This is a genomic window from Basilea psittacipulmonis DSM 24701 (genome assembly GCF_000743945.1).
In the GTDB taxonomy this organism is placed as follows: Bacteria; Pseudomonadota; Gammaproteobacteria; order Burkholderiales; family Burkholderiaceae_B; genus Basilea; species Basilea psittacipulmonis.
On sequence record NZ_CP009238.1, the window covers coordinates 1327573 to 1341405 of the forward strand.

Genomic DNA, 13833 nt, shown 5'->3' on the forward strand with positions numbered 1-13833 from the left:
GCTATACCTTAATATGAGAGATTCTAGAAGTCATGGCTTGAGAACGTGCATTTTTAAGCCATTCATCAAGTTTTTCAATATCAGCGGCAGCCACCAATGCTTTGACTTCTTTAATGCTAGCTTCGAACGCTTCTAACTCATTTAAAATCGTGGGTGCATTGGTAATAAAAATATCTCGCCACACTTGTTCGGGGCCAGCCGCAATACGCGTAAAATCTTTAAACCCTGTCCCTGCTTTACCCCAATCGATTTCATCATGCTTTGTGAGTGCATTTAAATAGGCCGCCGACAAAAGATGAGGCAAATGCGATAACTTCGCGTAAATCTGATCATGTGTTGCTGGCTCCATCATACGCAAAGACGCACCACAAGCCAGCCACAAAGCTTCCACCAATTTGAGAGATAAGGTGTGTTGATTGGGCAAAGGGGTTATCACGACTTGTTTATGACGAAATAAATCCGCATCAGCAGACAAAGGACCATTTTTTTCAGAACCTGCAATGGGATGAGCAGGAACAAACTGAGGACTGCGTTCTTTCAATATCAACAAGGCTTTGTCAATAACAAAACACTTTGTGCTACAAGCATCGGTGATAATATGATGGTCCTTTAAATACGGGTAAATTTCCTTGAAAATCTGCTCAATGGCCATCACTGGCGAAGCGATAAAAATCACTTCTACTTCCTGAACTAATTCAGACAAATCTTTGGCCACCTTATCGACAATTGCCATTTCTTTTGCCAAAGCCATCTCTGATTGATCGGGACTGCAACCCCACACCAACGTTTGCAAACCTGCTTTTTTCAAGGCTAATGCAAAAGAACCCCCTATCAGACCGGGGCCAATAATACCTATTCGTTTTGATTGCCAGTTATTCATACGTGATCGATGGGGTAAGAGCCTAACATACGGAAGAAAGCAGAGTTAGCTTTAATATCATCCAATGCCAAACGCACATTTTCATCATCATAATGCCCCTCCACGTCAATGTAAAAATAATAATCCCACTGACCATTTTTCGCGGGCCTTGACTCAAAACGCGTCATGGAAACACCATATTGGTTCAAAGGCGTAATCAAGTGATACAAAGCACCTGAGCGATTAGGAACAGCCACAATAAAGCTCGTTCTATCCTTGCCACTAGGGAGCGATTTAATACGGCCAATCGCCACAAAACGCGTACGATTTTGAGGATCATCTTGAATATCTCTAGCCACAATATCCAATCCCCAATAATCCGCCGCATGTTCGGCCGCAATCGCCGCAATCTGTTTAGATTCAGAGGCTAGTTTGGCTGCTGCAGAATTGCTCGTTGCAGGTACACAAGGAATTAAAGGATAAAATTGTCTGAGCCAAAGCTGACACTGTGCCAATGCTTGTGGATGAGCGTGTATTTCTTGGATACCTTCCATATTCCCTGATTGAGTCATCAAATTGTGACGAATAGGCAAAATTCTTTCAGCATGAATACACAAAGGCGTTTGCAACAGCAAATCTTGGGTACGATTAACAGCCCCCTCTGTGGAGTTCTCAACGGCCACCATCCCCACATCAGCACGCCCCGTTTCTACTGCACGAAATACTTCATCAAACGATGGACAAGCCAATTTGTTCACCGCATGACCGTATTGAAGTAAGGCAGCTTCTTCTGAAAATGATCCCTCAGGCCCTAAAAAAGCCACTGTCAGGCCTCGTTCCAAACCTCGACAAGCCGAAATAATTTCCATCCATACGGCTTCAATTGCTTTTTTGGGAAAAATTTTAGATTGGTTTTGTGTTTGTAATGAACGGATAATCTGAGCTTCTCGTTCTGGACGCAAGATAGGACCATCTGGCACACCATATTGACGTTTTGCTTCCCCTACATCGATCGCGGCTTGGGCCCTTTCATTTAAGAGTTCAAGAATCTTTGAATCTATTTCATCAATCTTGGCTCTTAATGGCAATAAAGCTTCTTGCAACTTATCCATTTCGTTTGGCAAAATCCTTCATAAATGCTATTAGTTTTTCAACGCCCTCTACTGGCATCGCATTGTAAATAGATGCTCTCATACCGCCAGAAATAGGATGTCCTTTTAAATTCAGCAACCCAGCTTCTTTTGACTCTTTTAAAAACAGTTCATTTAAACGATCGTCTAACAAGAAACTTACATTACAGATAGAACGATCTTGATGAGCCACGCGGTTTTTGTAGAATCCACTTTGGTCAATGTATTCATACAACATACGTGCCTTTTTAAGGTTTGCTCTTTCAATCAACTCCATGCCACCGATAGACTGCATATATTCTAAAACCAAGCCCATCACATAAATAGCAAATACAGGCGGCGTGTTTAATAAAGAACGTGAATCTGCCAACTTAGTGTAGTTCGCAAAATCTGGACACAAAGGACTGGCTTTACCCAATAAATCACGGCGTATCATCACCAAACTTAAACCCGCAATGCCTAGGTTCTTTTGGGCCCCAGCATAGACGATGCCCGCATTTTCCCATGTTTGACGACGCGATAAAAAGCATGAAGTCATATCGGTCACCACAGGTACGGACATTTTGGGAATATCTTCATACCCCAAACCACTTAATGTTTCATTATGGCAATAATGTACAAATGTCGCATCAGGTCTAACTTTCCAATCTTCAGGTTTAGGGGCCCAGTGTAAGCCTGGCACACCATCTTTGGCCTCTTCATTATTTGCAGTGATACGCATATCACCGTAAGCTAAACCCTGTTCATAAGTGGTTTTAGACCAGTTTCCTGAAATCACATAATCCGCTTTTCCAGGTAAATTTAAAGCGATGAACGCGTTCTGCAATCTCGCTCCAGCAGACATAAACACAAAATCATAATCTGCTTCACTGACTCCCGTTAAATCATACAAAGCGGATCGGGTCGCCAATAAAATCTCTTCAAAGTCAGGACCACGATGTCCCATTTCTAAAACCGAAACACCTTTGCCATGCCAGTCCAACATCTCTTCTTGAATCTTTTCAAGAACAGGAAGTGGTAACTGTGCAGGTCCTGCCGCAAAGTTATAGGGTGCTCTCATGACTTATGTCTCCTCTGTGTCATGCTCATTTTGTGATGTCTCATCAGCAACCGTCTCTGATGATTCATTTTCCTCATCAGATTCTGCAACACGACTGACACCTTGTAATTTCGTATCATCATCGATTCTAATCAATGTCACACCTTGTGTTGCTCTACCCATTTCTCGAATTTCAGAAACACGCGTACGTACGAGAACACCACCATTAGTGATTAACATAATTTCATCGGTTTCTTTAACCAAAGTGGCCGCCACGACTTTACCATTACGTTCAGATGTTTGAATCGCAATCATACCTTTTGTGCCACGACCATGACGGGTATATTCCTCGATAGCTGTACGTTTACCATAACCATTCTCAGTGGCGGTCAACACACTAAAGCCTGCTTCATCAGACGTTACCAACATAGCAATCACGCTTTGGTCTTTATCCAAATTCATACCACGAACACCGCTGGCCGCACGTCCCATGGGTCGAACATCACTTTCACTGAATCGCACAGCTTTACCTGCATCAGAGAACAACATCACATCGCTTTGTCCGTTAGTGAGGCCGACTCCAATTAAGTAGTCATCTTCTTTCAATCCCACTGCAATAATGCCAGCTTTTCTAGGATTAGAGAAATCAGACAAAGGGGTTTTCTTCACCGTACCTCGGGAAGTCGCCATAAACACATACTGATCATCTGTAAATTCTTTAACTGGCAAAGTTGCTGTAATACGCTCACCATCTTGCAATGGGAACATATTCACAATAGGACGACCTCGAGAACCTCGTGTACCCTGAGGCACTTGCCATACTTTTAACCAATACAAACGACCGTAGTTTGAGAAACACAGTAAATAATCGTGTGTATTAGCTACATATAAACTTTCTACCCAATCATCCTCTTTCGTTGCAGTCGCTAATTTACCGCGTCCGCCACGTTTTTGGGCACGATATTCAGACAAAGGCTGACTCTTAATATAGCCAGTATTGGACATCGTGACCACCATATCTGTCGGCGTAATAAGATCTTCGGTTTCAATATCTGAAGTATGAAGCTCAATATGCGAACGACGTACATCTTTTGCACTAACCACGTACTCATTCTTCAATGCCGTCAATTCGTCGCCAATAATCTGAGTAATTCTTTCTGGTTTAGCAAGAATATCCAATAAGTCGGTAATTAATTCCATCACTTCTTGGTATTCCTGAATAATCTTATCTTGTTCAAGCCCTGTTAAACGTTGCAAACGCATGTTCAAAATCTCTTGAGCCTGACCATCAGACAAACGATAGGTATTATCCGCTTGCAATCCATAATGAGCAGGCAAGCCATCTGGGCGATACGCATCACGACCACCCTCACCTGACTCAACACGTTGTAACATGGACAAAACAACAGATGAATTCCAATTACGTGCCATTAATTCTTGTTTCGCAACAGGAGGTGTCGGTGCCGCTTTAATAATCGCGATAAACTCGTCAATATTCGCTAAAGCAACGGCCAACCCTTCTAAAACATGACCGCGTTCACGTGCTTTGCGAAGCTGATAAACCGTGCGACGAGTCACTACTTCACGACGATGTGCCAAGAAGCACTCAATCATCTGTTTTAAATTCAATAATCGTGGCTGGCCATTCACCAAAGCCACCATATTCACGCCAAATGAATCTTGTAATTGGGTTTGTTTAAACAAATTATTCAAAACAACTTCTGGCACTTCACCGCGTTTTAATTCGATGACCAAACGCATACCATCTTTATCAGATTCATCGCGAATGTCAGAAATACCCTCGATTCGCTTGTCATTCACCAATTCAGCGATTTTTTCTTGCAATGTGCGTTTATTCACCTGATAAGGCAATTCATCCACCACAATCGCTTGACGATCCGCACTCTTTGGAATAGGTTCAAAATGCGTTTTAGCACGCATAATCACGCTACCACGCCCTGTTCTATAGGCTTCTCTGACTCCTGAAACACCATAGATAATCGCCCCAGTCGGAAAATCGGGAGCAGGAATTAACTCAATCAACTCATCTACGGTGCAAGCTGGATGACGCAAACAATACAAGCAACCATCTACAATTTCGCCAAGATTATGAGGCGGAATATTCGTGGCCATCCCTACCGCAATACCGCTACTACCATTTACCAGCAAGTTTGGCAAACGCGTCGGCAATATCAAAGGTTCTTGTTCAGAACCATCATAGTTTGGTCCAAAATCAACCGTTTCCTGATCAATATCACTTAGCATCTCGCCAGCGATTCGTTCTAGTCTTACCTCGGTATAACGCATCGCTGCGGGGCTATCGCCATCCACTGAACCAAAGTTACCTTGACCATCGACCAAAGGATAACGCATAGAGAAATCTTGAGCCATTCGAACCAAAGTGAAATAAACGGCCGAATCACCATGAGGGTGGTATTTACCAATCGTGTCCCCGACAATACGGGCAGATTTTTTATAGGCTCTGTTCCAATAATTACTCATCTCGTGCATAGAATACAGCACTCTACGATGCACTGGCTTCAATCCATCGCGAACATCAGGCAAAGCACGCCCAACAATAACGCTCATGGCATAATCTAAGTAACTACGACGCATTTCCTGTTCTAACGACACAGGAAGCGTTTCTTTTGCAAAAGAAAAATTTTCTTCACTCATGGATGATTTAAGATTAAATTTAAAAGGCTTATTTTATCATGCACTGGGGGTAAATACGCCCTCTTTTGAGTAAAAACATATGTTTTTTTCTTGCTATCCACACTCAATATTCCAAGCACGCAAATTTCACAACAACTCCCCTCCCAAGGTTAATCATAAAGCGTCCAGAAAGCTAAAAAACACAATGATTTCAAGATAACCCTACTATAGGTTCAAATAAACAAATTCTTTAGGGAGAGGCAAAGAAACATCACTTCTAATCAACACGAATCATACTGAGAAAGGATGGGAAAACTGTGTTTAACGAATAGATACCCTATCTGGTAAAAAGACGAGAAAACTCGCGTTTAACTAACGGACTTCTTATTTGTCGAAAAGGCATGAAACATCACTTCTAATCAACATAAATCATACTGAAAAAGGATGAGAGAACTGTGTTTAACGAACAGACAGCCTATCTGTGAAAAAGACGAGAAAGTCACGCTTAACTATCAGGCTTCTTATTGGGCGAAAAGACGAGAAAATCACGCTCAACTATCAGGCTTCTTATTGGGCGAAAAAGACGCGAAAATCACTTTCATCTAACACGAATCATACTGAGAAAGGATGGGAAAACTCGCGTTTGACTAACGGACTTCTTATTTGTCGAAAAGGCGAGAAAAACACGTTTAACTCACAAGCATCTTATTGGGCGAAAAAGACGCGAAAATCACTTTCATCTAACACGAATTATACTGAAAAAGGATGGGAAAACTGTGTTTAACGAACAGACAGCCTATCTGGAAAAAGACGAGAAAATCACGCTTAACTATCAGACTTCTTATTTGCCGAAAAGACGAGAAAATCACGCTTAACTATCAGGCTTCTTATTTGAGAAATGAAAAAAGTCAGGATAAAAAACGCTTTAAAGGGGCAATTAAGATAGTTTTGATAAAAAAGAAAAAGCCACTCACGCAGAGTGGCTTTAGCATATCAGAAAGTAGCTAATTATTTAGAAGCTACGATATCCAATACTACACGACGGTTCTTAGCACGACCTTCAGCTGTAGCGTTAGAAGCAGCTGGATCAGCCTCACCTTTACCGATTGTAACGATTTGGTCAGCTGGAACACCCTGTGCAACTAAGAATGCTTTAACAGCTTTAGCACGTCTTTCAGACAATGCCAAGTTGTAAGCTTCGCTACCTACTGAGTCAGTGTAACCAGTAGCAATAGCAGACTCAAGTTTCAAGTTTTTCAACTGAGCAGCCAATTTTGTCAATACTTCTTCACCAGCTGGTTTTAATACAGCTTTATCAAAGTTAAAGAACGCATCTGCACTTAAAGTGATCTTGTCAGCAGTAACTTCTTGAACTGCACCACACTCAGCTGCTGCTGTAGCAGGAGTCCAGAAGTTATTTTGCCAGCAAAGACCAGTTGTGTTACGCCATACTTGGCCAGAGCTGTTTGTCCAGTTGTCACTAGCTGAAGCAACTGTAGAAGCTGCAGCAACAGCAAGAGCTAGTGTAATTTTAGAGGTAAGTTTCATAATTCTCCTCGTAGGGCTTATGCTAAAGTTTAACTTGCAGCGAATACGCCGCTTCAAAAATCCAACTGTAAGTATAACATATAAACAATAGATTACAAAGCCTGCAATCTATTTATGTCACTTACAACTAGGTTTTATCATACTCTTTTTTTAAAAACATTGCAGACAAAATCGTCAATTCCTTTAAAAAATAAAATATTTTTCATGAATTTAATATCATCATGTAGTATTTTTACTACACCCACCATCTTCTCACCAACCACACTCCTTTCAACTTTACATTCCCGCAAACAAAAAAATTCAACTCACCCCTGCTTTCCACTTCACTCCTCATTTTCCCCACTCCATCTTGCCAACTCTCCGAGCCTCGCGTTCAAAGACCCCCATTATCATTCACTGACACCTTAACTTTTCCCGCCATCAACACACACCACATCTCCCACCCATCACCACACACCCCTGCTTTCCATTTCACCCCTCATTTTCTTCACCCCATCGCCACAACTTTCTGAGCCTCACGTTCAAAGACCCCCATTTATCATTCACTCACACATTAACTTTTCCCACCATCAACCCCCACCTCACATGTTCCTCGCACCACCCATCGCCACAACTCTCTTAGTCTCGCAATCAGGAAGCATGTTAAAATTTGCGACAACTTTAATATCGTTTTGTACGGGAGAACAAGCTATGTCAGCCAACGTCAACCCCTCTGAAATCAACAAATTCTCTGCCATTGCAGCCAAATGGTGGGATCCTAATGGCGAATTTAAGCCTTTACACGACATCAATCCATTAAGATTACAGTGGCTGATTGAGATGGCGGGCGATTTGAACCAGAAAAAAATTCTCGATGTAGGGTGTGGCGGTGGCATTTATGCCGAATCCATGGCGCTAAAAGGAGGCATCGTTAAAGGAATTGATATGGCGGAACGATCTTTGCAAACCGCCCAATTACATCGCTTGGAATCTAAAATAGATAAGACACAACTTGATTATCAAAAAATTCCTGTAGAAGACCTTGCCAAAGAACAAGCTAATACCTACGATATAGTCACTTGCATGGAAATGCTAGAACACGTTCCCGATCCTGTATCCATCATGAAAGCTTGTTTTGAACTAGTCAAACCGAACGGCTGGGTACTTTTTTCTACATTAAACAGAACACCAAAAGCCTTTTTTATGGCCATCATGGGTGCTGAGTATTTAATGAAATTATTGCCCAAAGGTACGCATCAATACGAAACATTTATAAAGCCGGGTGAGCTAGCAGAAATGGCGAGAATCGCTGGTTTGACCCCTGTTGCTTTTAAAGGTATTAGCTATCGCCTTGTCCAAAAAGATTATGTCCTGAGCGACAATACCTCTGTCAACTACATGATGATGACACAAAAACGTTAACGTTAAGAAACTAACAAAGTCAAACGATTATGCTTGTATTATTTGATTTAGATGGCACATTAGCAGATACGGCTCACGATCTTATTGCCGCAACCAATCACGTCAGAATTAGTCAGGGACTTGCTCCCATGCCCCCAGAGTTATTAAGAAATTCTATTTCGGCAGGGACAGTAGGTTTATTAAAAGTAGCATTAGGCATCGATAAAAATGATCCTGATTTTCCTAAATTGCGTCAAATACTTTTAGACTATTACGCCGATCATTTACACACGCACACCACTTTATTTCCTCATATCCGTGAGTTATTAAACGGTTTATCGGATCAAAAAATAAAATGGGGAATCGTCACCAATAAGCCAACACAATACACTTTACCGCTTATTGCATTTCTAGGTTTAGACAAAGATAGCCAAGCTTGTGTATGTGGCGATACCTTAATACAGGCCAAACCACATCCTGCACCATTGTTTTACGCAGCAGGATTGGCCCACAGTCATCCATCTGAAACGATCTATATTGGCGACAGCCTCACCGATATACAAGCTGCTCAAGCCGCAGGCATGAAAAGCATTGCTGCAGCTTACGGTTATTGTGATAGCGACGATGCTTTATCATGGAAAGCGGATGCTGTTGCCTTTACAAGCGAGGAATTAAGCGATCATATCCATACGTTAGCTCAGACACTCAACACTACACATTAAAAAAAGAGGCGTATCTCAACGCCTCTTGTCACTCATCATTACTCAACATCTTTTTTCTTACCAAATATCTCTACCCAGTAATTTAGCGAGTTTAGGATATTTATCAAGATTAAATATCGGTTCATGAATATCATTTTTAAGCTGTCTTTGATAATCTCTCAATATAATAAACACAAAGGGAGATAACAATAAAATCGCCACTAAGTTAATCAATGCCATTATTGACATCGATAAATCCGCCATATTCCAAACCATAGGCGTAGCAATTACCGAACCAATATAAATCGTGACCAGTACAGAAATACGGAACAAAAACACTAACAAAGCATTGTTTCTAATAAAGCGAATATTGCTTTCTGCATAAGCGTAATTTCCCACAATCGTAGAAAACGCAAACAAGAACAAAATGATCGCTAAGAAATCCGCTCCCCAAGAACCGACTTGGTTAACAATAGCCGTTTGTGTAATCGTCACGCCCTCTTCACCTAGGGTGTATGGACGAGAAATTAAAATCATCACCGCGGTACATGTACAAATCACAAAGGTGTCAACAAAAACTCCCAACATTTGAATCATACCTTGACTAGCAGGATGCTTGACATCTGCGGATGCGGCAGCATTCGGTGCAGAACCCATACCTGCCTCATTGGAAAACAAACCGCGTTGGACACCTAATACCATGGCTTGTGAAAAAATACCACCAAAAATACCACCTGCCGCCGCTTTGACATTAAATGCATCGACAAAAATATCATGAATGATAACAGGCACAAGTGGCAAGTTCATAAAAATAATATAGAACGTCATTAACAAGTACAACAACGCCATCACTGGCACTATCGCCTCAGCAATTTTTGATACACGTCTAATGCCACCAAAAATAATAGGCAATGTTAACAACATCACAAACAAACCAGAGTAAACATGTTGCGTACCCCAAGCTTTATTGGCCGCATTTGCCAAAGAATTCGCTTGCACCATGTTAAAGACAAACCCATAACAAAGTATCAAAGCCAACGCAAACACAATACCTAACCAGCGAGCTCGCAACCCTCTTTGAATATAATAAGCGGGGCCACCTAAAAAATGACCATTTGAATGATCTCTGATTTTAAATAACTGGGCCAAAGAAGATTCAGCAAACGCCGAGCTCATCCCCACTAAAGCGGTCACCCACATCCAAAAAACAGCACCTGCACCGCCCAGACTAATAGCCAATGCAACACCTGCAATATTACCCACACCTACGCGACTGGCCAAACCTGTCACAAAAGCCTGAAATGGCGTGATACCATGCGGATCTTCAGGATCTTGGCGACCCCATAACATTTCTTTTACACTGCGAGCAAAAAGTCTCACCTGCACCAATCCTGTGGCCAAGGTAAAAAACGCACCTGTTGCCAACAATACCAAAATCAGCACATCGGTTAGATAACCGTTTAAAAAAGAAACAGAATCATTTAATGAAGTAGCAAAGCTACTATCCTCTTGTACCATAGATGATTTCCTTTAATACTCGCTTTTATCAACTAAAACAGTTTATTGTATAACATCTTGCAACACAAAAAATCACTTAATACATAAATATTCGTATTTCTCAGTCACCTTACCCTCCCATTGAAAAAAGATTTTGCTTTGCACCCCACTTTGCCTCTCACTTCACTCTAAACAGTGCTAATGTTATAATTTTCCCTCGTCAATATATTCTTAGACGATGTATGATTCGATTCCTATCATCCACGTTTACATTGATTTTCATCGAATCAAGCCCCTCTGTTTTATAAAATCTTTTACCGATATTATTACAAAAGGAACTATCTTTATGGCAAATGAAATCCAACCGCTCACATCAGGTCACACCTCTGATGTCATTGCTTCAGATATTGGACAAAAAATAGAAGTTGCCAAACAATTTTTAGAAAAAGATCAGCTCATCGGTTTAGTTAATGCGGCCATTCCTTACATTACAAACTTTATCATCGCATTAATTATTTTTTACATTGGTAAAAAAATTGCCAAATGGTTGAGTAAGTTTACCGCTCGCATGGTCTCCAATTCATTAAAAGATGACATGTTGAGTAGCTTTTTTGGGTCGCTCGCTCAGTTTGCATTTCTTTTATTTACCGCGATTGCAGCACTTTCCCAATTAGGCGTAAACACTAGTTCATTAGTGGCATTGATTGGTGCGGCAGGTCTGGCCATCGGTCTTTCTTTGCAGAACTCGCTACAAAACTTTGCGGCAGGCGTGATGATCTTAATTTTCAAGCCATTTAAAAAGGATCAAACCATTCTAATTGGTAGCAACGAAGGCGTGGTCACTCGAATTGGCATTCTCATGCTAGAGTTACGCACAAATGATAACCGCGTGATTTTGATCCCCAATAACAAGGTAATGAGCGACAGTATCACCAACTTTCATCAAAACCCTACCCGTCGTATTGACCTAGTTTTAGACATCGCCTACAGTGCTGATATCAAAAAAGCCAAGGAGGTTATCAAAGATGTATTTAGTGCTGATGAACGCATTCTAACCGACCCTGAACCCAGCATTATGGTGGGAGCTTGGTGTGCCAGCAGCATTCAAATCTGGGCGAGACCTTGGGTGAAAGTGGCTGATGCAGCGGCTGTTAGAGGTGATTTACTAGAACGACTGAAATATGCTTTTGATGAAAATGGTATTGAAATTCCATTTAATCAAATAGATGTTCGAATCAAAGAACAAGTCGCTCCTAAATCTTCAACCTATCAATCTTAATTCAATAGACGTTGTGCCCATAGCATAACGTCTTTTACTTTTATGAGAAAAACCTTATCCATTATCTTATTATCTTTAGGTCTTGTTGCGTGTGGAACGGCTCAACAAGCCTCCGTTCAAGATACTCAGCAAAGCACCATTAAACCTTTTACCAACGCGGCACTATTTGTTCAAGATACCGCACAACAGTATCACATTGATCCCACTTTTGTGTCCAATGTTTTAAAAGAAGCACAGTTGAACGAAAAAGTCCAAGCTATTCTCACTCCCAAAGCGTCACAAAAACGTGCCCGACAAGATTGGAATCAATATCGCCGCAATGCACTGCATCCCTCACGTATCAAAGACGGTATCGAATTTCTTCACGCACACCATGCCCAGCTTTCCAAAGCCGAACAAATCTATGGAGTACCTGCATCGATTATCGCCAGTATTATCGGGATAGAAACGCGTTATGGCAAGTATATGGGTAACTTCAAAACGTTAGACGCTTTATATACACTAAGTTTTTACTACCCCGATCCCAGCAGAGAAAATCGTATTCTTATGTTTAGACAACAGCTAGCTGCATTGATTTACCTAGCTCACGAGGGGCGTATTGACTTAAACCGTACCTATGGTTCCTATGCAGGTGCCGTGGGTTACCCCCAATTTATGCCCTTGAGTATTTTAAATTATGCAGTGAATGAACAAGGTAATGCTCACGCAAAAATTGATTTAGATAATCATATTGACGATGCGATTATGTCTGTGGGCAATTATTTTAAAGCTCATGGTTGGGTAACGGGTATGCCTGTATTCATCGAACATTCTGGCCCAATTAGCGATGAAGAACTTCAAGCAAAAGGCTGGCGACGCGTTGTACTCAAAAACTATTCCAATCAAACAGAAGATGTTCGTATTGCCACCAAAAATTTTGATGTGATTCGTGCCTATAACCTCAGCGACTTCTACGCGACTTCTGTTGCAGATTTTGCCAAGATTTTGGAGACCTCTTATGGAAAATAATATTCCTGCTAACATCGCCAATATACTTCATCGTATTGAAACCGCGGCCATTCATGCACAAAGGCAAGCAAACGAGATTCGCTTATTGATGGCCACGAAAACCGTTAGCCCTGACAGAATCAAAATAGCCTTGGCAACTGGACAAACCTTAATCGCTGAAAACAAGGTACAAGAAGTCAAAGAGAAGTTTGAGGCCCTTCAAGCTATCCCACATGAATCGCATTTTATCGGACATTTACAAACAAATAAAATTAATGAGTTACTACGATATGACATCCAATGTATTCATTCCATGGATAGATTGGATTTAGCCAAAAAATTACAAACCCGTTTAGAAGCCCAAAACAAAACGATGTCCGTACTCATTCAAGTCAATACATCGGGAGAAGAAAGCAAATATGGCTGTTCGCCTCAAGACACCTTATCTTTGATCAAAGAAATCCATCAAATGCCTTCTTTACAAATCAAAGGATTGATGACTATTGGTGCCAATACACAAGATGAACATACCGTTCGTCAATGCTTTCAGCTTCTTAAATCGTTACAAAACCAAGCTCAAGAGATGCTAGGAACGGCATTACCCGAGCTATCTATGGGTATGAGTGGCGATCTAGAACTTGCCATTGAGGAAGGTGCTACCATCATTCGCGTCGGCAGTGCGATTTTTGGACAACGTTCCTACACAAACGTCTAACGATTACTTATATAATATGTTTTTTTTGATTATTTTTAAGCAA

12 protein-coding genes are annotated in these 13833 nt (G+C 41.2%); 6 read left to right on the forward strand and 6 right to left on the reverse strand.

Annotation, left to right across the window (positions count from 1 at the left end; translation table 11 throughout):
* Window position 1 precedes the first annotated feature (1 nt).
* From IX83_RS05755 to gyrA, 4 genes are read right to left on the reverse strand one after another with little or no spacing between them, the layout of a single operon-like run.
* Window positions 2-880: a prephenate dehydrogenase gene (locus tag IX83_RS05755; protein ID WP_038500163.1), complete on the reverse strand. Its 879-nt coding sequence runs from the start codon at window positions 878-880 to the stop codon at window positions 2-4.
* Window positions 877-1971, reverse strand: coding sequence for a prephenate dehydratase (gene pheA, locus IX83_RS05760; protein WP_038500166.1), 1095 nt, complete (start codon window positions 1969-1971; stop codon window positions 877-879). The genes IX83_RS05755 and pheA overlap by 4 nt, the downstream gene beginning before the upstream one ends.
* Complete coding sequence (gene serC / locus IX83_RS05765) at window positions 1964-3049, reverse strand: 3-phosphoserine/phosphohydroxythreonine transaminase (protein WP_038500169.1); 1086 nt, start codon at window positions 3047-3049, stop codon at window positions 1964-1966. Before serC ends, pheA begins: the two co-directional genes overlap by 8 nt.
* A 3-nt stretch (window positions 3050-3052) precedes the next feature.
* The gene (gene gyrA, locus IX83_RS05770) at window positions 3053-5704 is read right to left on the reverse strand and encodes a DNA gyrase subunit A (RefSeq protein WP_038500172.1); all 2652 of its coding nucleotides are present in this window, start codon (window positions 5702-5704) and stop codon (window positions 3053-3055) included.
* 423 nt (window positions 5705-6127) lie between these two features.
* Between gyrA and IX83_RS09030 the strand changes: the two genes are divergently transcribed.
* Window positions 6128-6289, forward strand: a complete 162-nt coding sequence (locus IX83_RS09030) for a hypothetical protein (RefSeq protein ID WP_158074686.1) — start codon at window positions 6128-6130, stop codon at window positions 6287-6289.
* Between the two features lie 402 nt (window positions 6290-6691).
* Here IX83_RS09030 and ompA read toward each other — a convergent pair whose 3' ends face one another.
* Window positions 6692-7231, reverse strand: coding sequence for an outer membrane protein OmpA (ompA, locus tag IX83_RS05780; RefSeq protein WP_038500178.1), 540 nt, complete (start codon window positions 7229-7231; stop codon window positions 6692-6694).
* Window positions 7232-7921: 690 nt separating this feature from the next.
* Here ompA and ubiG point away from each other — a divergent pair.
* Window positions 7922-8632 (forward strand): bifunctional 2-polyprenyl-6-hydroxyphenol methylase/3-demethylubiquinol 3-O-methyltransferase UbiG, encoded by a 711-nt coding sequence (gene ubiG / locus IX83_RS05785; protein ID WP_038501664.1) that lies wholly within the window; start codon window positions 7922-7924, stop codon window positions 8630-8632.
* A gap of 29 nt (window positions 8633-8661) precedes the next feature.
* Window positions 8662-9333, forward strand: a complete 672-nt coding sequence (locus IX83_RS05790; RefSeq protein WP_038500180.1) for an HAD family hydrolase — start codon at window positions 8662-8664, stop codon at window positions 9331-9333.
* Window positions 9334-9390: 57 nt separating this feature from the next.
* On the opposite strand, the gene IX83_RS05795 is transcribed toward IX83_RS05790, so the two are convergent.
* Window positions 9391-10830: an alanine/glycine:cation symporter family protein gene (locus tag IX83_RS05795; RefSeq protein WP_038500183.1), complete on the reverse strand. Its 1440-nt coding sequence runs from the start codon at window positions 10828-10830 to the stop codon at window positions 9391-9393.
* Window positions 10831-11155: 325 nt separating this feature from the next.
* Between IX83_RS05795 and IX83_RS05800 the strand changes: the two genes are divergently transcribed.
* Genes IX83_RS05800 through IX83_RS05810 form a run of 3 tightly spaced genes read left to right on the forward strand, consistent with a single transcriptional unit; the run spans window position 11156 to window position 13790 of the window.
* A complete protein-coding gene (locus tag IX83_RS05800; RefSeq protein ID WP_038500186.1) occupies window positions 11156-12088 on the forward strand; it encodes a mechanosensitive ion channel family protein in 933 nt (310 codons plus the stop codon).
* A gap of 42 nt (window positions 12089-12130) precedes the next feature.
* A complete protein-coding gene (locus tag IX83_RS05805; RefSeq protein WP_051919391.1) occupies window positions 12131-13096 on the forward strand; it encodes a lytic murein transglycosylase in 966 nt (321 codons plus the stop codon).
* On the forward strand, window positions 13086-13790 hold the full coding sequence (locus tag IX83_RS05810; RefSeq protein WP_038500189.1) for a YggS family pyridoxal phosphate-dependent enzyme: 705 nt from the start codon (window positions 13086-13088) through the stop codon (window positions 13788-13790). The genes IX83_RS05805 and IX83_RS05810 overlap by 11 nt, the downstream gene beginning before the upstream one ends.
* The last annotated feature ends 43 nt before the right edge of the window (window positions 13791-13833 follow it).

Excerpts from the sequence above, each read along its gene's own strand:
- IX83_RS05795 (WP_038500183.1), bottom strand. The coding sequence starts at position 10,830 with ATGGTACAAGAGGATAGTAGCTTTGCTACTTCATTAAATGATTCTGTT.
- IX83_RS05755 (WP_038500163.1), bottom strand. The coding sequence starts at position 880 with ATGAATAACTGGCAATCAAAACGAATAGGTATTATTGGCCCCGGTCTG.
- serC (WP_038500169.1), bottom strand. The coding sequence starts at position 3,049 with ATGAGAGCACCCTATAACTTTGCGGCAGGACCTGCACAGTTACCACTT.
- IX83_RS05810 (WP_038500189.1), top strand. The coding sequence starts at position 13,086 with ATGGAAAATAATATTCCTGCTAACATCGCCAATATACTTCATCGTATT.
- IX83_RS05790 (WP_038500180.1), top strand. The coding sequence starts at position 8,662 with ATGCTTGTATTATTTGATTTAGATGGCACATTAGCAGATACGGCTCAC.
- gyrA (WP_038500172.1), bottom strand. The coding sequence starts at position 5,704 with ATGAGTGAAGAAAATTTTTCTTTTGCAAAAGAAACGCTTCCTGTGTCG.
- IX83_RS05805 (WP_051919391.1), top strand. The coding sequence starts at position 12,131 with ATGAGAAAAACCTTATCCATTATCTTATTATCTTTAGGTCTTGTTGCG.
- pheA (WP_038500166.1), bottom strand. The coding sequence starts at position 1,971 with ATGGATAAGTTGCAAGAAGCTTTATTGCCATTAAGAGCCAAGATTGAT.
- IX83_RS09030 (WP_158074686.1), top strand. The coding sequence starts at position 6,128 with ATGAGAGAACTGTGTTTAACGAACAGACAGCCTATCTGTGAAAAAGAC.
- ompA (WP_038500178.1), bottom strand. The coding sequence starts at position 7,231 with ATGAAACTTACCTCTAAAATTACACTAGCTCTTGCTGTTGCTGCAGCT.
- IX83_RS05800 (WP_038500186.1), top strand. The coding sequence starts at position 11,156 with ATGGCAAATGAAATCCAACCGCTCACATCAGGTCACACCTCTGATGTC.
- ubiG (WP_038501664.1), top strand. The coding sequence starts at position 7,922 with ATGTCAGCCAACGTCAACCCCTCTGAAATCAACAAATTCTCTGCCATT.